The 18941-nt window shown below is 67.6% G+C and carries 15 protein-coding genes; 10 read left to right on the top strand and 5 right to left on the bottom strand.

What is annotated here, in order from left to right:
- Nucleotides 1–116: 116 nt before the first annotated feature.
- Nucleotides 117–524, bottom strand: a complete 408-nt coding sequence (locus AC3A4T_RS21185) for a hypothetical protein (protein WP_487677213.1) — start codon at nt 522–524, stop codon at nt 117–119.
- A gap of 131 nt (nt 525–655) precedes the next feature.
- On the opposite strand from AC3A4T_RS21185, the gene AC3A4T_RS21180 reads away from it, so the two are divergent.
- The 7 genes from AC3A4T_RS21180 to AC3A4T_RS21150 all read left to right on the top strand — a co-directional run bounded on the left by AC3A4T_RS21180 (nt 656) and on the right by AC3A4T_RS21150 (nt 5958).
- Complete coding sequence (locus AC3A4T_RS21180; RefSeq protein WP_487677212.1) at nt 656–1492, top strand: helix-turn-helix domain-containing protein; 837 nt, start codon at nt 656–658, stop codon at nt 1490–1492.
- 7 nt (nt 1493–1499) lie between these two features.
- Complete coding sequence (locus AC3A4T_RS21175; RefSeq protein ID WP_487677211.1) at nt 1500–1964, top strand: SUKH-3 domain-containing protein; 465 nt, start codon at nt 1500–1502, stop codon at nt 1962–1964.
- 192 nt (nt 1965–2156) lie between these two features.
- On the top strand, nt 2157–2615 hold the full coding sequence (locus AC3A4T_RS21170) for an FKBP-type peptidyl-prolyl cis-trans isomerase (protein ID WP_487677268.1): 459 nt from the start codon (nt 2157–2159) through the stop codon (nt 2613–2615).
- Between the two features lie 848 nt (nt 2616–3463).
- On the top strand, nt 3464–3904 hold the full coding sequence (locus AC3A4T_RS21165; RefSeq protein WP_487677210.1) for a roadblock/LC7 domain-containing protein: 441 nt from the start codon (nt 3464–3466) through the stop codon (nt 3902–3904).
- Nucleotides 3905–4027: 123 nt separating this feature from the next.
- A complete protein-coding gene (locus AC3A4T_RS21160) occupies nt 4028–4387 on the top strand; it encodes a roadblock/LC7 domain-containing protein (RefSeq protein WP_487677209.1) in 360 nt (119 codons plus the stop codon).
- A 52-nt stretch (nt 4388–4439) separates the two neighbouring features.
- Entirely contained in the window at nt 4440–5402 is a 963-nt protein-coding gene (locus tag AC3A4T_RS21155; RefSeq protein WP_487677208.1) for a hypothetical protein, read from the top strand.
- 28 nt (nt 5403–5430) lie between these two features.
- Complete coding sequence (locus AC3A4T_RS21150) at nt 5431–5958, top strand: GTP-binding protein (RefSeq protein WP_487677267.1); 528 nt, start codon at nt 5431–5433, stop codon at nt 5956–5958.
- Between the two features lie 62 nt (nt 5959–6020).
- Here the strand turns inward: AC3A4T_RS21150 and AC3A4T_RS21145 are convergent, their stop codons facing one another.
- The 3 genes from AC3A4T_RS21145 to AC3A4T_RS21135 all read right to left on the bottom strand — a co-directional run bounded on the left by AC3A4T_RS21145 (nt 6021) and on the right by AC3A4T_RS21135 (nt 7905).
- Nucleotides 6021–7010, bottom strand: a complete 990-nt coding sequence (locus AC3A4T_RS21145) for an LLM class flavin-dependent oxidoreductase (RefSeq protein ID WP_487677207.1) — start codon at nt 7008–7010, stop codon at nt 6021–6023.
- Nucleotides 7011–7214: 204 nt separating this feature from the next.
- Entirely contained in the window at nt 7215–7685 is a 471-nt protein-coding gene (locus AC3A4T_RS21140) for a hypothetical protein (protein ID WP_487677206.1), read from the bottom strand.
- A gap of 67 nt (nt 7686–7752) precedes the next feature.
- Nucleotides 7753–7905 carry a hypothetical protein gene (locus AC3A4T_RS21135; protein ID WP_157476720.1) on the bottom strand — a complete coding sequence of 51 codons (153 nt, stop codon included), beginning with the start codon at nt 7903–7905 and terminating at the stop codon, nt 7753–7755.
- A gap of 496 nt (nt 7906–8401) precedes the next feature.
- Between AC3A4T_RS21135 and AC3A4T_RS21130 the strand changes: the two genes are divergently transcribed.
- The 3 genes from AC3A4T_RS21130 to AC3A4T_RS21120 all read left to right on the top strand — a co-directional run bounded on the left by AC3A4T_RS21130 (nt 8402) and on the right by AC3A4T_RS21120 (nt 17496).
- On the top strand, nt 8402–14332 hold the full coding sequence (locus tag AC3A4T_RS21130; RefSeq protein WP_487677205.1) for an alpha-2-macroglobulin: 5931 nt from the start codon (nt 8402–8404) through the stop codon (nt 14330–14332).
- Entirely contained in the window at nt 14329–16707 is a 2379-nt protein-coding gene (pbpC, locus tag AC3A4T_RS21125) for a penicillin-binding protein 1C (protein WP_487677204.1), read from the top strand. The genes AC3A4T_RS21130 and pbpC overlap by 4 nt, the downstream gene beginning before the upstream one ends.
- Nucleotides 16708–16812: 105 nt before the next feature.
- Nucleotides 16813–17496, top strand: a complete 684-nt coding sequence (locus AC3A4T_RS21120) for a hypothetical protein (protein ID WP_487677203.1) — start codon at nt 16813–16815, stop codon at nt 17494–17496.
- A 36-nt stretch (nt 17497–17532) separates the two neighbouring features.
- Here AC3A4T_RS21120 and AC3A4T_RS21115 read toward each other — a convergent pair whose 3' ends face one another.
- The gene (locus AC3A4T_RS21115; protein WP_487677202.1) at nt 17533–18849 is read right to left on the bottom strand and encodes a PQQ-dependent sugar dehydrogenase; all 1317 of its coding nucleotides are present in this window, start codon (nt 18847–18849) and stop codon (nt 17533–17535) included.
- Between the last annotated feature and the right edge of the window lie 92 nt (nt 18850–18941).

The following is an 18941-nucleotide window of genomic DNA, read 5'->3' as shown; positions in this document are numbered from 1 at the left end:
CAGGGTCCAGCTGTCAGAAATACGCTCGCCACGGCATGTTGCGACACTGAAAATCTTCGTGCGCATCACAGAAAACAACTAACGACGCGATTACTTTTATCGACTGTCCGCTCGCCTCACGCCGCCTTGAGCTGACGGCGCAGACCGAAGAACTGCAGTTCGGCGAACACCGCCACCGCCGCCGCCTGCGCCAGCACGAAGGTCAGCCCCAATGTGTTCGGCGTGATCGCGCCCTCGACCAGCACCAGCACCGAGCCGGCGACCCAGGCGAGGTTCACCCCGATCACCGTCCACGCCAGCGCCGGCGCGATCGGTTTGCGCGTCGCCACCCAGCCCACGAACAGCATCCAGGCGAGCAACACCGCGCCGCCGCCGCGCAGCCAGCCCGGATCGATCGCGAGCAAGCGCGACAACGGCGCGGTCGCGGCGAGCTGCAACAAGCCGGCGGCGCCGGACACGCCGGCGTCGAGCACCAATGCGCGGCGCAACAAGGTGGAAGCCTGCGGTTGAAAGGTAATGGCCATGGTCTTCTCCAGTGGGTGATCGTCGTGATCGTTCGTGTTTGCTTGACGCCATCACACACCCACACCCGCGGCCGGTCGATTACGTGCCAGGTAATGCCAATGCACCCCGCCGCTGGGCTATCGTGTCCGGCATGAACGATCAACGCCCCGTGGGCGAGCTGTTGCGCGATTGGCGCCAGCGCCGCCGTCTGACCCAACTCGATCTGGCCGATCTGGCGCAGATCTCGACCCGCCATGTCAGCTTCATCGAAACCGGCCGTTCGCTGCCGAGCCGGGCGATGCTGCTGCGCCTGGCCGACCGCCTCGACGTGCCCTTGCGCGAGCGCAATCAGCTGATGACCGCGGCCGGCCTGGCGCCGATGTATTCCGAACGCAGCCTCGACCATCCGGCCCTGCACGAGGCCTACGCCGCGATCGAACTGGTGCTGTACGGACACGAGCCGCACCCGGCGCTGGCGGTCGACCGGCATTGGAACCTGATCGCGCACAACCGCGCGGTCGCGCCGCTGCTCGCCGGGCTGCCCGACTTCCTGCTCGCGCGGCCGGCCAACGTGCTGCGCGCCAGCCTGCACCCCGAAGGCCTGGCCACCCGCATCGTCAATCCGGGCGAATGGCGCGCGCATATCCTGCACCGGCTGCGCCATCAGATCGACACCACCGGCGACCCGGTGCTGCAGGCGCTGTACGAGGAACTCGCGGCCTACCCCGCGCCCGAGGATTACGACGAAACCGAACTGCCGTCGTCGCTGCACGTCGCCGTGCCGTTCCGCCTGCGCAGCGAACTGGGCGAACTGGCCTTCATCAGCACCACCACCGTGTTCGGCACGCCGATGGACGTGACCTTGTCGGAACTGGCGATCGAATCGTTCTTCCCCGCCGACGCCGCCACCGCGCAGGCGATGCGCGCGTTCGGCGCGAGCCTGGCGCCGGACGATCCGGCGCAAGGCCGCATGCGCGACGGGCACTGAGCGCGCGATGCACTGGAGGTTCGATCCCGAAACCCGCGCCGCGCTGCAGCGGCACGGCTGGCGCGCCGACCGCGACGTCGAGGTCGGCGCGATCCAACGCGCCTGGGAGAACGACGGCTACCGCGTGCTCGCCAGCGGCCTGCGTTTCGCGCGCGCTTTCGCCGGGCTGCGCCTGCGCCATCCGTCGTGGTCCGGCGCCGATACCGATGAGTCCTTGTTCGACCCGGTCCTCGCGATCGCGCGTTTCGACCGCGCCTGGGCCAGCGAGCGCTACGAACCGGCGGCGCGACAGCGCCTGTTGCCGATCGGCCAGGGCTACAGCGCGCATCTGACCTATCTGATCGGCGATGACGGCGCGATCTTCGGCGGATACGACGACAGCCTGCGCCGCTTCGGCGACAGCGTCGAAGACGCGCTCGGCAATATTCTTCTGCGTCGCAATCAAGCCATCCTTGCGATCGCGCTGGATTGAGCGCGCATCGGCGTCCGCACGGCAACCGAACCGCTTGCCAAGACCGCGGCGCGCGCTTAGCGGCTAAGCTGTAAACCCGTCATCGCCAAACCGAGGCCGCGCGTGTCCTTCGTTCCTGATTTGTCCGCCGCTGCAAACCCGCCGGCCCGCCGTCTGCGCTCGGTGCTGCGACGCGGCGCGTCCGCATTGCCGCTGGCCTTGGCGCTGGCCGCCGCGACCGTGAGCCTGAGCGCCTGCAAGCGTCCGGCCGCGCAAGAAGAACACGCCGCCGCGCCGAAGGTGTTCAGCGGCCGCATCGCCCAGTTCCAGACCATCGACGAACGCCCGGGCACCGGCGCGGTCGCGCAGCCGGGCCAGGAAGTGATCGTGCAGTACACCGGCTGGTTCTACGACGAAAAGGCCGCGAACAAGCGCGGCAGCAAGTTCGACAGCTCCTACGATCACGGCAAGCCTTTCAGCTTTTTGCTCGGCGCCGGCCGGGTGATCCGCGGCTGGGACGACGGCGTGGCCGGCATGCGGGTCGGCGGCAAGCGCGTGCTGATGGTGCCGCCGGACATGGCCTACGGCCGCGACGGCGCCGGCGGCGGCGTGATCCCGCCGGATGCCTCGTTGGTGTTCGAAGTCGAATTGCTGGGCGTGCAGGCGCATTGAACCGGCGCGTGGGCCGCGTGCCCGCGCGCCAACTCCCTGACTGCGACGTTCGCGACGGTAGGAGCGGCGTAAGCCGCGACCACGAAACCTCATCTGCATCGATACCACCGCCGTAGGCCTGATCCCGCGGTCGCGGCTCACGCCGCTCCTACAGGGAGCAGCCCTGAATCACGGCGATCCGGATGCAACGTTCGCGACTGTAGGAGCGGCGTAAGCCGCGACCGCGAACCCTCATCTGCATCGACGCCCGCGCCGCAGGCCTGATGACGCGGTCGCGGCTCGCGCCGCTCCTACAGGGAGCGGCCGTGAATCACGGCGATCCGGATGCAACGTTCGCGACTGTAGGAGCGGCGTAAGCCGCGACCGCGATACCTCATCTGCATCGATACCACCGCCGTAGGCCTGATGACGCGGTCGCGGCTCACGCCGCTCCTACAGGGGGCGGCCCTGAATCATGGCGATCGGGCTGCGTTGTTCGCGACTGTAGGAGCGGCGTGAGCCGCGACCGCGATACTTCATCTGCATCGATACCTCCGCCGTAGGCCTGACGACGCGGTCGCGGCTCGCGCCGCTCCTACAGGGGGCGGCCTCAAATCACGGCGATCAGGCTGCGACGTTCGCGACGTGCTGATGCATGCCGACGCTCGCGCGACGCCAACCGATCGCCGCCCGAACGAAACTTTGCCTATCCGGTCATTAACGAGCGACTGCGAAAACTGACAGTGGGGCAGTAGTTCCTGCCGACCACTTGCCCTACACTGTGACGCAATGCATATTTTTTTGTGATTTATTACACTAATTAGTCACAGCACAATCTGTATCAAGTGTGCTCAGGGGATCGCAAAGACATGCAGCAAACCACGGTGGAGTTGTTACTGGGGCGACTGGAATCGTCCCACCGTACCGAGAACTCGCTCGGCGTACTGCTGACGGAGGAACTCGCTCGCTGCAAGCAACGGCTGCCGGACCTGCGCACGATCTGCGTGTCCACGGCCGACGGCCGGCCGCTGGCCGAACTCGAATCCGGCGAGGCCGACGCGCGCCGGATCGCGGCGATGGCCAATTCCTTCCTGACCCTCGGCGAGACCCTGGCCAAGGAGCTCAAGCTCAGCGGCGCCGATTACGCCACGGTGTGCACCTCGCGCGGCAACATCGTGCTGTTCCGCATCGACGCGCCCAAGCCGCTGACCCTGCTGGCGATGGCCGGCGCCGACACCAACCTGGCCTTGCTGCTGGTCGCCACCCGCGACTGCGCCGCCCGCATCGGCGCCCTGCTCGCCCGCCGCTGACCCGCATCCGCCCTGCCGCGCGCATCCGTGCGCGCGCGGCGATTGCGCGAACCCGTTTCAACCGCGCCATCCGCTACACGCGCCAACCACCGCACTTCCCATCGAACCGCAACGGAGCCGCACATGTCGAAACTGCAACTGGACGAACTCAACAACCTGGCCGGCTTCGTCGGCGCCGCGCTGGTCGACAGCGACAGCGGCATGGCCATGGCCACCTCCGGCGGCGGCAACGTCGATCTGGAAGTCGCCGCGGCCGGCAACTCCGAAGTGGTCCGCGCCAAGCGCCGCGTCGCCGAGCAGCTCGGCCTCAACGACACGATCGAAGACGTGCTGATCAGCCTGAGCAAGCAGTACCACCTGATCCGCCCGCTCGAAAGCAACCCGACCCTGTTCCTGTACGTGGTGCTGGACCGCGCGCGCGCCAACCTGGCGATGGCCCGCCATGAACTCAAGTCGTTCGAAAAGACCCTCGACTTCAAGTGATGGCCGCGCGGCCGCGCGCCATGACCGCCACCGGTTGATGCGAGACACGCGCATGCCATCGTCCCAACGCTATCTCGTCGTCAGCGCCGATCTCGACAAATCGCGGCATGCGCGTCTGCATGCCGCGTGCGTCGGCTTGCGCGAGCAAGGCCTCGACATCGACCTGCAAGCGTGGAGCGATCGCCCCGCGCACCTGCTGATCACCGGCACCGAGACCAGCCTGAGCCGCAACGCGGTCGAGCAGGCGATGCGCCGCGGCATTCCGGTGCTGCGCATCGGCCGGTTGCCGTGGGATCCCGATTCGGTGCATTCGGTCGACATCAACATCGAGGCCGGGGCGCTCGGCCGCAGCGTGCGCGAGCGCCTGCGCCACGGCCGCGAAGAATCCGAGGCCGACAACGCGACCGCCGCCGACGCGCTGCCATTCGTGCAACACCTGTTGAACGCGCCGAAGGGCCTGTATCTGTTCGAATCGGGTTTGTTCCGTCTGGTCGCCGACCTGGGCGCCTCGCGCATGCACATGATCCGGCGCATGCCCTACCCGGAACTGGTCGCCGAAGCGATGAGCCCGAACTGGTTCATCACCGCGCTGACGCAAAAGCAGTACGTCGAGAAATACCAGCAGGACGTAACCCAGAGCTATTCGCTGGAATCGTTGCTGTGGGACATCGCCATCGGCCACGACGCGCCGCTGGCGCAGGTCGATCCGTTGCGCCCGCTGCAACTGCGCGGCTGGCCGCTGATGCCGTCGACCGCGTTGCCGACGCAATGGCTTTTGCCGCTGGGTTGCCTGTTGCGCAGCCCGTGGTCGCTGCCGGCGCTGGCCGAGGCCACCGCCACGCCGCACGCTGAATTGAAGCGACTGTTCGCGGTCGCCCTGGCCACCGGACTGGCCGAAGCCGCACCCGCCGCGATGCCCGCGCATCGTCAGGGCGGATCGTCCGAACTGGGTCTGATCCGGCGCCTCGCGCGCCGCTTCGGCCTGAATTTCCTGGGAGCCGGCAGTGGCCAGTGACGTGATCAAACTCGCCTTCGTCGGCGGCATGGGCGCCGGCAAGACCACCGCGATCCGCGCGATCTCCGACGTCGAACCGGTCAGCACCGAAATGCCGATCAGCCATGCGCTGATGGGCGAGAAGACCCACACCACGGTGGCGCTGGACTACAGCACCATCGAGCTGGACGGCGGCGAACTGCTGCACGTGTACGGCGTGCCGGGGCAGCGCTATCTCAACTTCATGTGGCCGCTGGTCTGCGACGGCGCGGTCGGCATCATCGTGCTGGTCGCGGCCAACGCCGGCGACATGGTCGCGCAGACCGACATGCTGCTGGTCGAGTTCGCCAAGATCGCGCCGCAGGCCTCGTTCGCGGTCGGGGTCACCCATACCGACGTGAGCAACGACTTCGGCCTGCTGCATTTCCGCGACGCGCTGACCCAGCTCGGCCACAAGCTGCCGGTGGTGCGACTGGACGCGCGCGACGGGTCGCAGGTCGAGGCCTTGATCCGGATTCTGCTGTCGTATCGCTACGCCGAGTCGGTGGTGAATCAGCGCGCGTCGACGTCGGTCTGAGCCGACGACAACGACAACGCGGGGCTCGCCGCGACGAGCCCCGCGTCTTTCCGCAGTAACGACTAAACGCTCGCCCGAAACGCCTGCGCCGCCAGTTCGAACGAACGCAGCCGCGCGCCGTGCTCAAACACGTTCGCGGTGATCATCAATTCGTCCGGCCGATGCCGGTCGATGAAGGCGGCGATGCCGTCGCGCACCTCAACCGCATCGCCGACCACCGCGCAGGCCAGCGCCTGGGCCACGCCGGCTTTTTCGATCGGGGTCCAGAAAGTCTCAATGTCGTCGATCGGCGGCGGGATCAGCCCGGGCCGGCCGCGACGCAGATTGACGAAGGACTGCTGCTGAGTAGTGAACAAGCGCCTGGCGTCGGCGCTGTCGTCGGCCGCGACCACGTTCAAGGCCAGCATCGCGTGCGGCCGTTGCAGCCGCGCGGAGGGTTTGAAATCGCGCCGGTACAAGGTCAACGCTTCGTCCATCGCGTCGGGCGCGAAATGCGAGGCGAACGCGAACGGCAGGCCCATCGCCGCCGACAGGCGCGCACTGAACAGACTCGATCCGAGCAACCACACCGGCACTTCCAGCCCGCCGCCGGGCACGGCCTGCACGGTCTGGCCCGGCTGCACCGGGCCGAAGTAATGCAGCAGTTCGGCGACGTCCTGCGGAAAGCTGTCGGCGCCGTCGTAATAGCGGCGCAGCGCACGCGCGGTGGCTTGATCGGTGCCGGGCGCGCGGCCCAGGCCCAGATCGATGCGGTCCGGGTACAGCGACGCCAGGGTGCCGAACTGCTCGGCGACCTGCAGCGGCGCGTGATTGGGCAGCATGATCCCGCCCGCGCCGACCCGGATGGTCGAGGTGCCGCCGGCGATATGGCCGATCAGCACCGCGGTCGCGGCGCTGGCGATGCCCGGCATGTTGTGGTGTTCGGCCAGCCAGTAGCGGTTGTAGCCCAGCGCTTCGGCGTGACGGGCCAGATCCAGGCTGTTGGCGAAGGCCTGGCGGGCGTCGCTGCCCTGGGTGACGGGGGCGAGGTCGAGCACGGAATACGGCAGCATGCGGGGGTGTTCCGGGGAGAGTGCATACGATCTGGGGGCCGCGGCGCGCGATTCCAGCGGCGTATTCGGTCCGGATCGGCGCTTCTGTGTTGCCCTGGTGGCCCTTATCGCAAGATCCAGCGTGGTCGCGCCCTCACCCCAACCCCTCTCAGCCGCGCACGTCCTACGGTCGCCGCGCGCGTGAGAGAGGTTTGAATGCCGCGCTCAGAACAGATCGAAACTCAAGCCATCGCGCTCGTTGTCCCAGATCGTGCAGAACACCCACCAGCGTCCGTGCTCATGGCACAGCTGGATGCTGTTGGCGCCGCGCTTGAGCAGCGCCGGCGAATCGGGACTCGGGCGCGCGTCGTACTTGCTCCACACATGCGCGATCTGGCCGAAGCGTTCGATCCGCTGGTCGGTTTCGACCTCGTAAAACGATTGCGTGGCGAACAGCGCCTCGACGTCGGCGATATAGCTTTCCACGTCGAACACCACCGCGCGGGTCGAGCCGTCGGGCTCGACCACGGTGCGCAGGCTCAGGCCGCGCGGGTGGTACAGATAACGGAACCGCGCCCAGTCGCGCGGCGCCCCGGCCGGGCCGGAAATGCATTCGTAGATCGCGCGGACCAGGCGCCCGATGTCCTGGGTGTCGGCGATCCATTGCGCCGGCACGGCTTGATGCAAGTCGTTCATGACGCGGCACTCTCCTCGGTGATGGTCGAAACCCGAACCCACAGCCAACCCAACGTCCTGCCCGACCTCAGCCCGGCATCGGCCAGCCCGCAAGCGGCGCGATCAGCCAGTACAAGCCGCCGATCACCAGCAGCCACATCGCGCCCTTCAACAGCAAGCCGACCAGTTTGAACGCCAGATACAACCCGACGACGACGACGAGGATGGCGACGATGTCCATGCAGACTCCAGCAACAAAACGGCCCCGAGCTTAGAACGTGCGGCGGTGGCCGACCAAGTGCCATCGGCGGGGTATGTCGCCGCGGTCAGCAGGTGTCAGGCGAGGAATGTCGCCATCGGCAAAGTCCGGCGCAGGCGAAGGCATCCACCTGCCAGCTTTGTCAGGTCGCGGCGCGAAAGCGCGCGAGTTGCTGTCACTATCAAGACCTTGCCAGGACCAAAACGGCCCGGCCATCGGGTCGGTCGGCGCGTTCGAACCCCGGCATTCGACCCGCCGCCAAACCGCCGCCGACACCCAGCAATAAAAAAATCTCGACAAGCCGACGAACGGCAGGAACAATTTCCTAACATTTGGGTCTACCGCATCGATCGATACGCGTATGTGCCGCAAAGCACACCCCGCGCGCTCGAAATGCAGTCGAAAACTCTTGGGGACCGGCCGGGCAGGATCGCCCGGCCCGGCACTAGCCACCGCACCACGGATTGGAATCTCCGCAATGCAAACCTCTGCCCCGCCCCCGCAACCGGCTCCCGCCACGGAGTCCGGCGACGCCGGCCGCCCGAAACCGTGGACCCGCGCCAGCCGCGCCGTGTTCGGCGACATAGCCTGGTCGCCGCCGTCCTGGCTCGCCGCGCTGTTCGCGCGCATCCGGCAAAAACCCCGCCTCTACCTCGGCAGCCTGCTCGGCCTGATCGTGGTCGGCTCGCTGAGCTACTGGCTGGTCACCCGGCCCAAGCCGGTGATTCCCGGCGCGCTCGCGGTCGAACTGCATACCCCCGAGCTCACCGATTACGACCGCACCCCGCCCAAGGTCGACAGCCTGCGGCTGAGCTTTTCCGACTCGGCCGCGCCGATCAAGCAAGTCGGTTCGGCGCCGATAGGCGTGACGATGACGCCGGAACTCAAGGGCGCGTGGACCTGGGAAGACGACAAGACCCTGGTGTTCACCCCGTCGGAAGACTGGCCGGTCAAGACCCAATACTCGATCGAACTCGACCCGAAGCAGACCCTCGCGCCCAAGGTCGCGCTGCAGGAGAACGCGTTCGAATTCGAGACCGCGCCGTTCAAGGCCGACATCGCCAACAGCGAGTTCTATCAAGACCCGCAGGATCCGGCGCTGAAGAAAGCGGTGTTCGAACTCAAGTTCTCGCACCCGGTCGATGAAACCGAACTGCAGCGGCGGATCACCCTGAAGCTCGCCGATGGCGCGTCCACCGCGCTGGCCGCGCCCAAGTACACCGTCACTTACGACGAACGCCGGCTCAAGGCCTGGGTCCATTCCGAACCGCTGACCCTGCCCGAGAACGGCGGCACCGTCGTGCTCGACCTCGCCGCCGGCGTGCCGGCCAAGCGCGGCGGCACCGGCAGCGCCGACAAGCTCAGCGCCAGCGTGCGCCTGCCTTCGCTGTACAGCGTCAACGTCAGCGACGTGGCCGCGACCCTGGTCGAGAACGAACGCTTCGAACCCGAACAAGTGCTGGTGCTGACCTTCAACAACGCCATGCGCGACACCGACGTGGCCGGCGCGGTTCGCGCCTGGCTGCTGCCGGCCAAGGACCCGCGCCGTCCGGCGGCGCAGCAGAGCGGCAATTACAGCTGGTCGCAGAGCGATGTCGACGAGGCCGTGCTCAAGGCCGCCACCGCGTTGCCGCTGAGCGCGATGCCGACCGAACGCGAATACATAGAAAGCCACAGCTTCAAGTTCCAGGCCCCGCCGGGCCGGCGCATCTACCTGCGCGTCAACAAGGGCCTGAAGGCCTTCGGCGGTTTCATGCTCGGCGCCAATTACGCCACCGTGCAGACCGTGCCCGAGTATCCCAAGCTGCTGCGTTTCGTCGGCGACGGCGCGCTGCTGTCGCTGCGCGGCGAACGCCGGATCAGCGTGGTTTCGCGCAACGTGCCGGCCGCGCGCCTGGAGATTGCACGCGTCCTGCCCGATCAGATCCAGCACCTGGTGTTCAACAACAACGGCAGCTACGACAAGCCGACCTTCTACAACCTCAGCGCCGACAGCCTGGTCGAACGCGAGGAAAAACGTCTGGTGCTGCCGGCCGAGAACCCGGCCAAGGCCCATTACGAAGGCGTCGACCTGGGCCAGTACCTCAAGCCCAGCCGCCGCGGCGTGTTCCTGCTGAGCCTGCGCACGATGAGCGAGGACGACAGCAAGCGCAGCGCCGCCGACACCCTGGCCGACGACGCCGGCAGCGAGGAAGACACCCGCCTGATCGTGCTGACCGACCTGGGCATCGTGGTCAAGCAGGCGATGGACGGACGCCGCGACGTGTTCGTGCAATCGCTGGCCAACGGCACCCCGGTGGCCGGCGCGCGCGTGCGCGCGGTGGCCCGTAACGGCGAGACCCTGATCGAAACCGACACCGACGCCAGCGGCCGCGCGCAGCTGCCGTCGCTGACCGGTTTCAAGCGCGAAAAACAACCGGCGATGCTGACCGTCAGCCAGGGCGAGGATTATTCGTTCCTGCCGATCGACGACTACCAGCGCAAGCTCGATTACTCGCGCTTCGACATCGGCGGCGAACCCAACGACCTGGAAGCCGGCGCGCTCAACGCCTTCCTGTTCTCCGATCGCGGCCTGTACCGGCCGGGCGACACCATCAACATCGGCATGATCGTGCGCGCCGCCGACTGGAAGCGTCCGCTGACCGGCCTGCCGCTGGAGTGGGAGTTCACCGATCCGCGCGGCAACGTGGCCAAGCGCGAGAAGCTCAAGCTCAGCGAACAAGGCTTCGAGAGCGCCAGCTTCGCGCCCAGCGACAGCGCGCCCAGCGGCACCTGGCAGATCCAGTTGTTCCTGCTCGGCCGCGACAACCAGCGCACCACGATCGGCTCGACCTCGGTGCAGGTGCGCGAGTTCGCGCCCGACACGATGAAGGTCAGCGCGAAGCTGTCGTCGGATAACCCCAACGGCTGGATCAAGCCCGAGCAATTGTCGGCGACGGTCGAGGCCGAGAACCTGTTCGGCACCCCCGCGCAGCAACGCCGGGTCGAAGGCACCATGGTGCTGCGTCCGTACTTCCCGAGTTTCGCCCAGCACCCGGGCTATCAGTTCTTCGACCCGCAGCGGGCCAAGGAAGGTTACGACGAAGCGCTCAGCGACCAGACCACCAACGCCGACGGCAAGGCCGAGTTCAAGCTCGACCTGACCAAGTACGAACGCGCGACCTATCAGCTGAGTTTCCTGGCGCGCGCGTTCGAACCCGGCAGCGGCCGCAGCGTCGCCGCGCAGACCACCGCGCTGGTGTCGAACAACGACTTCCTGGTCGGCATCAAGCCGCTCGACGATCTCAACTACGTCAAACGCGGCGCCAAGCGCGCCCTGCAATTGCTCAGCATCGGCCAGGACGGCAAGGCCAAGGCAGTCGACGGCCTGCATGCGGTGGTGGTCGAGAAGCGGTATGTGTCGGTGCTGACCAAGCAGGATTCGGGTCTGTACCGCTACGTCTCGCACGAGCGCCGTTACGACCTGCGCGATCAGCCGGTCGCGATGGCCGGCGGCCGCCAGACTGTGACCCTGCCGACCGACCAGCCCGGCGATTTCGTGCTCGAAGTGCGCGGCAGCGACGGCAAGGTGCTCAACCAGATCGGCTACCGCATCGCCGGCGCGGCCAATCTGAGCCGTTCGCTGGAACGCAACGCCGAACTCAGCCTCACTTTGTCCAAGCCGAGCTACAAGCCGGGCGAGACGATCGAGGTCAGCGTGCGCGCGCCGTACGCCGGCAGCGGCCTGATCACGCTGGAGCGCGACAAGGTCTACGCCCACGTGTGGTTCCGCGCCGACAGCAACGCCAGCGTGCAGAAGATCACCGTGCCGGCGGATTTCGAGGGCAACGGCTATATCAACGTGCAGTTCCTGCGCGATCCGAACTCCGACGAGATCTACATGAGCCCGCTGTCGTACGGCGTGGCGCCGTTCGCGGTCGATCGCAGCGCGCGCACCCAGCCGCTGACCTTGACGCTGCCGAAGGTGACCAAGCCCGGCACGCCGATGACGGCCGATGTCACCACCGACGGCAAGGCGCGCGTGGTCCTGTTCGCAGTCGACGAAGGCATCCTGCAGGTCGCGCGCTACAAGGTCGGCGAACCGCTGGATCACTTCTTCCGCAAGAAGGCGCTACAGGTCGACACCGCGCAGATCCTCGACTTGCTGCTGCCTGAGTTCAGCCGCATCGCCGCTTCGGCCGCGCCCGGCGGCGACGGCGAAGGCGGCATGTCCAAGCACCTCAATCCGTTCAAGCGCAAGTCGGAGAAACCGGCGGTGTGGTGGTCGGGCATCGTCGATGTCGACGGCGCCCACCAGTTCAAGTTCACCCTGCCCGATCACTTCAACGGCAAGGTGCGGGTGGTCGCGGTGGCGGTCACGCCCGAACGCATCGGCGTGATCCAGCGCGATGCGATCGTGCGCGGCGATTTCGTGCTGACCCCGACCGTGCCGACCCATGTCGCGCCCGGCGACGAATTCGACCTGCCGGTCGGCGTGGCCAACACCATCGAAGGCGCCAAGAGCGCGGCGCAAGTCGCGGTGAGCCTGCAACTGCCACCGTCGCTGACCCTGGTCGGCGCGGCGCCTGCGGCGGTCTCGATCGCGCCGCGCAGCGAAACCACGGTGCGGTTCCGGGTGCGCGCCGGCAATGCGCTCGGCGCCTTGCCGATCGGCATCCAGGCCGCGTCGGGCACGGCGTATAAAGCGCAGCGACGGATCGAACTGTCGTTGCGGCCGGCATTGGTCGCACGCCAGGACCTGATCGCCGGTCGCGCCGACAAACGCACGATCGTCCAGCCGCTGCGTTCGATGTACGACCAGCACGCCACCCGTCAGGTTTCGGCCTCGGTGTCGCCGCTGGTGGCGCTGGACGGGCTGACCGCCTACCTCGGCGATTACCCGCACCAGTGCAGCGAGCAGTTGCTCAGCGGCGCGTTCCCGGCGCTGGTGCTGCAATCGCATCCCGAACTGGGCAAGGTGATCGGCCCGGGCGCGGGCAATCCCAAGCTCGGCATCATCGACGTGCTGCGCTCGCGCCAGAACAGCGAAGGCGGCATCGGCCTGTGGACGGCGACGCCGGACGCCGACGATTTCGTCACCGGTTACGCGGCGCTGTATCTGCTCGAAGCGCGCGACCGCGGCCAGGCCGTACCCGACGATCTGCTGCGTTCGCTCAATAGTTATCTGGAACAGATGGCCGCCGACCGTTCCGGCAACGATCTGGCCTCGCTGCGCAGCCGCGCGCTGGCGGTGTACCTGCTGGTCCGTCAGGGCCGCACCGCGAGCAACCTGCTCAGCGGCGTGCATGAGCAGATCAAACGCGATCAGCCGAAGACTTGGGAAAACGACGTGGCCGGGCTGCTGATCGCGTCGAGCTATCAGTTGTTGCAGCAGGACAAGGCCGCGCGGCCACTCGCCAACAAGGCGCTGATCCGTGCCAACCGCACCGCGCCAGCCGCGGCGAGTGCGTACGCGGACTACTACGACAACGGCATCGACCAGGCCTGGACGGTGTACCTGCTCAATCGCCACTTCGCCCCGCTGGCCAAGGACCAGCTCAAGCCGGCGGCGCTGGAACGTCTGCTCGATCCGCTGCGCAGCAACAGCTACAACACCTTGTCCTCGGCGCTGACCGTGCTGGCGATGGACGCCTATGCCGGCGCCCAGCCGCAGCAACCGCTGCCGGTGCTGGAAGCGGCCGGCAAGGACGGCAAGTCGCGGCGCATCGGCGCGGCCCAGGGTTCGATCGCGCGCGGCGGTTTCGCCGGCGGCGATCTGCGCCTGTGGATCGCGCCGGGTGGCCCGGCGCCGGCCTGGTATCTGGTCAATCAGAGCGGCTTCGATCGCGCGCTGCCGAAGGCCGTGCAGGACAAGGGCCTGGAAGTGATCCGCGATTATCTCGACGACGCCGGCAAGCCGATCGCCGCGCTCAAGCAGGGCCAGGAAGTCACCGTGCGCTTGCGGGTGCGTGCGCTGGGCGCGCAGGCGCGCGGCAACATCGCGGTCGTCGACCTGCTGCCGGGCGGTTTCGAACCGATCATGCAGTACGCCGCCGTGCCGACCGCAAGCGATACGAGCAGCAGCGATTCGGAGGAAGAAGGCTGCGAGGAGGAATGCGGCGACAGCGAAGGCGGCGACGAGGACGGCCAGCCCTCGCGCGACGGCGCGGACCCGAACGCCGCGCCGCAGCAGACCCTCGCCCTGCCCGGCTCGACCTTCGCGCCCGAGCACGTCGAACAGCGTGAGGACCGCATCGTCCTGTACGGCGACGTCGGCAATGCGATCACCGAATTCAAGTACAAGGTGCGCGCCAACAACAGCGGCAAGTTCGTGGTGCCGCCGGTGTATGCCGAATCGATGTACGAGCGCTCGGTGTACGCGCAAGGCGGCCCGGCCGGTGAGTTGCAGGTGACTGTGCCGACGCCATGACCGTGCGCGCAAGCTTGCGCCGCGGTCTGCGGCGATGGCGGTGGTGGCTGCTGAGCCTCACCGTCCTCGCCGCGGCGCTGATCGGCGCGCGGTGGTATCCCCACCCGTCCTTATCCGAATCGATCCCGCTGTCCACCGTCGTGCGCGATCGCGAGGGCCGGCTGTTGCGGCTGACCCTCGCCAGCGATCAGCGCTACCGGCTGTGGGTGCCGCTCAAGGACATCTCGCCGCAACTGGTCGAAGCGGTGATGCTGCAGGAAGACGCCTGGTTCCGCTGGCATCCGGGCTTCAACCCGATCAGCCTGGTGCGCGGCGCGTGGTCGACCTACGGCAGCGGCGAGGCGCGTATCGGCGGATCGACCTTGACCATGCAGCTCGCGCGTCTGCGCTGGCGCCTGCGGACCCGCGACGTGCGCGGCAAGCTGGTGCAAATCGCGCGCGCGCTGCAACTGGAGCTGTTCTATTCGAAAGACGAAATCCTCGAGGCCTACCTCAACTTCGCGCCCTACGGCGGCAATATCGAAGGCGTCGGCGCGGCCAGCCTGATCTATTACCGTAAACCAGCCGATCGCCTGACCCTTCCGGAATCGCTCGCACTCGCGGTGCTGCCGCAAGCGCCATCGCGCCGCGGCAAACTCGCCGCGCGCGACGACGACGCGTTCTACATCGGCACCGGTCTGGAAGCCGCGCGCGCGCGCCTGTACGCGCGCTGGCGCGAACGCCATCCCGAAGACCTCGCCGAGGACGCGCTGCTCAATCTGCCGCTGCGCCTGCACAGCGCGCGCGAACTGCCGTTCCGCGCGCCGCATCTGGTCGATCGCGTGTTGGCCGAACGCGCCTGGCATCCGCAGGCCGGGCCGGAACTCAAGACCACCCTCGACGCGCGTCTGCAACGGCTGCTCGAAGAACGCGTGCGTAATCATCTGCAACGCGAGCGCAGCCGCGGCCTGCGCAACGCCAGCGCGATCCTGATCGACACCCGCGACATGGGCGTGCGCGCGCTGGTCGGCTCAGCCGATTACTTCGACGCCTCGATCCAGGGCCAGGTCAACGGCAGCGACGCCAAGCGTTCGCCCGGCTCGACCCTCAAGCCCTTCATTTATGCGCTCGCCCTGGACCAGGGCGTGCTGCATCCGCAGACCGTGCTGCGCGACGTGCCCAGCGCGTTCGGACCGTACACGCCGGAAAACTTCGACGGCCGCTTCATGGGCCCGGTGACCGCGACCGAAGCGCTGGTGCGCAGCCGCAACATCCCCGCGGTCGGCGTCGCCGCGCAGCTCAAGCAACCCACGTTCTACGATTTCCTGCGTCAGGCCGGGGTCAGCCGCATGGCCAGCAAGGATCACTACGGTCTCGCGCTGGTGCTCGGCGGCGGCGAAGTGACGATGGAAGAACTCGCGCGCATGTACGCGATGCTCGGCAACGACGGCCGCCTGCGCCCGCTGCGCTGGCGCGAGGACGATCCGCAGGAAGAAGGCGCGCGCCTGCTCAGCGCCGAGGCGTCCTACATCACCCGCGACATGCTGCGGCAGAATCCGCGCCCCGATGCGGGTTCGCAACCGGCCTCGCGGCCCTTGCCGGTGGCGTGGAAGACCGGCACCTCGTGGGCGTTCCGCGACGCGTGGAGTGTCGGCATCGTCGGCCCTTACGTATTGGTGGTGTGGCTGGGCAATTTCGACGGCTCCAGCAATCCGGCGCTGATCGGTGTTGAAGCCGCCGCGCCGCTGTTCTTCGACATCGTCGACGGCCTGCAGGCCGCGCGCGTGGATCTGGCCGAACCGGTGCGGCAATGGCCGATCAACATCAAGCGAGTCGAAGTGTGTCGCGCCAGCGGCGATCTGCCCAACGCCTGGTGCCCGCAGCGCGGCATGACCTGGTTCATACCGGGCAAGTCGCCGATCCGGATCAGCACCGTGCATCGCGCGATCGCGCTGGACCGCGCCACCGGCCGACCGGTGTGCGGACGTTTCGACCCGAGCACGATGCGCACCGAGGTATTCGAATTCTGGCCGTCGGATCTGGCCCAGGTGTTCGTGCAGGCCGGCATTCCGCGGCGACGACCGCCGGCCGGCCACGACTGCGGCGGCGCGCAGGATTGGCTGGGCTCGGCGCCGAGCATCACCTCGCCGTATCGCGCCACCCGCTACACGATGCGGCTGTCGCATCCCGACCAAGTCAACCTGAGCCTGACCGCGACCGTCGATGCCGACGTATCGAAGGTGTTCTGGTTCGTCGGCAACACCTTCATCGGCAGCGCCGACGCGGGCAAGGCGCTGGCGTGGACGCCTGACCGCACCGGCCAGTTCCGTCTGTCGGTGGTCGACGACCACGGCCGCAGCGACGAACGCGAGATCGAGGTGGCGGTGGTGCAATGACGCGCGCGGCTCGCTGAACCGTCGGCCACGACGAGGCGCCGAAAACCCGGGATCGGCGGCGCGGACGCTTAAGATCGAGCCCGGTCACCTTCGCGAGAATCCCGCATGGCCCGCTCATCCGCTGCCCGTCGCTCGCTGCGTTTCGCCGCGCCGCTGCTGTTCGCGTTCGCCGCCTTCGATGCCGCGGCCACAACGTCACCGACTCCGCCCACGTCACCCGCAGCACCGGTCAACGCGACGGCCGATATCGACGCGGTGCGCGGCTGCTGGATCCAGAAAGTCGAACCCAACGGCCGCGCCACCTTGCTGCTGCGCCTGCTGCCCGACCGCGAACGTTCCGATTGGCTCACCGGCCAGTTGCAGCGCGCCGACGGCGACGATCCGGACAAACGCCTGCGCCTGATGTTCTCGCGCGACGGCCAGCACGCGGCGATGGCGACCGCGCCGATCGTGTCCGCGCCGACGACCGCTCACGCCGACGCGCCGGTCAAGACCCTGCGCTCGGCCAAGGCACGCAAACCCAACCCGGATGCGATGCCGACGATGATCGCCAATCCCAGCGGACAAATTGAATACGTCCGCTCAGCGACGAGCGCGCCACCGGCGAACAATGCCGCCGCGGGCACGCGGGTGATCGAATACCTCGAACGCGGCGGCGGCAAGCGGCTGCGGGTCGAGGTCTCGGCCGAACACCTCAAACTCAGCGTCAGCGCCGCCGGGTTACGCCCGCAGGCGGCGAAGGCGCAGCAAGCGGTGCTGTTCGACGGCGGACGCGACGGCTGCGATTGATCGCGCGTCCGCGTCGAACTCCGTGGCTTCGATCGCTCACTTCGCCGCCGTCACCCGCCACACCTTATTGCCGACGTCGTCGCTGACCAGCAAGGCGCCGTGCTTGTCCAGGCGCACGTCCACCGGCCGCCCTTGCGCGTCTTCGTCGGCATTGAGGAAGCCGGTCAGCACATCGACCGGCGCGCCATCGGGCTTACCGTTCTTGAACGGCACGTAGATCACCTTGTAGCCGCTCTTGGGCTTGCGGTTCCACGAACCGTGCTGGCCCACGAACAAACCGTTCGCGAACGCCGCCGGCAGACTGGTGCCCTGCGAAAATGCGATGCCGAGCGACGCGGTATGCGGCCCGAGCGCGTAATCCGGCACCAAGGCCTTGGCGACCAGTTCCGGGTTCTGCGGTTTCACCCGCGAATCCACATGCTGACCGTAGTAGCTGTAAGGCCAGCCATAAAACCCGCCGTCCTTGACCGAAGTGATGTAGTCGGGGACCAGGTCGCTGCCGATCTCGTCGCGTTCGTTGACCGCGGTCCACAGCGCGCCGGTGCCCGGCTCCCAGGCCAGGCCGTTGGGATTGCGCAGGCCGGTGGCGAACAAACGCTTTTCGCCGCTGGCGCGATCGAGTTCCCAGATCGCCGCGCGTCCCTCTTCCTTGTCCAGCCCGTTCTCGCCGACATTACTGTTGGAACCGACGGTGATGTAGAGCTTGCCGCCGTCGCGGCTGGCGATCAGGTTCTTGGTCCAGTGATGATTGAGCCCGGCCGGCAGGTCGGTGACCTTGCTGCCCTTGTCGACGATCGTGGTCTCGCCGTCGCGATACGGAAAACGCCACACCGCATCGGCGTTGGCGACATACAACTCGTTGCCGACCAGGGCCATGCCGAACGGCGAATGCAGGTCCTTGAGCAGCACCGTGCGCAACTCGGCGACGCCGTCGTTGTCGGCATCGCGCAACAGACTGATCCGATCGGCGCTGGGCACCGTCGCGCCGGCCTTCTTCATCACCCGGCCCGCCACCCAGGCCTTGAAACCTGAGGGTTTCTCGCCGTCGGACGGCGCATTGCTCTCGGCGACCAGCACATCGCCGTTGGGCAGCACTTGCAGCCAGCGCGGATGATCCAGCCCGACCGCGAACGCGGTCACCGCCAATCCCGGCGCCGGCGTCGGCTTGGCGCCCTGCGGCCAACCGATCGCGGGCGCGATGTTGACGGTCGGCAGCGTGGTCGGGTTCGGCGACGGCAAGGTCGGCGACGCGCCGGTGCCGTCGGAGACCTGCAGGGTCGCGCTTTCGCCGCAGGCGGTGAGCGCGATTGCGGCGGCGATCGATAACGCGGTCACGCGCGGCGAGCGGATCATGGTCGGACTCCTGGGGGCGAGCGATGCTTGCGGCGAGGATGCGGCGCAGGAAGTAAAGCCGGCGAGAAACGCGGCGAGTCGATACTCGTAAT

The organism is Lysobacter sp. Soil_N_51 (assembly GCF_057655755.1).
This window is presented reverse-complemented; position numbering and strand designations above follow the sequence as displayed.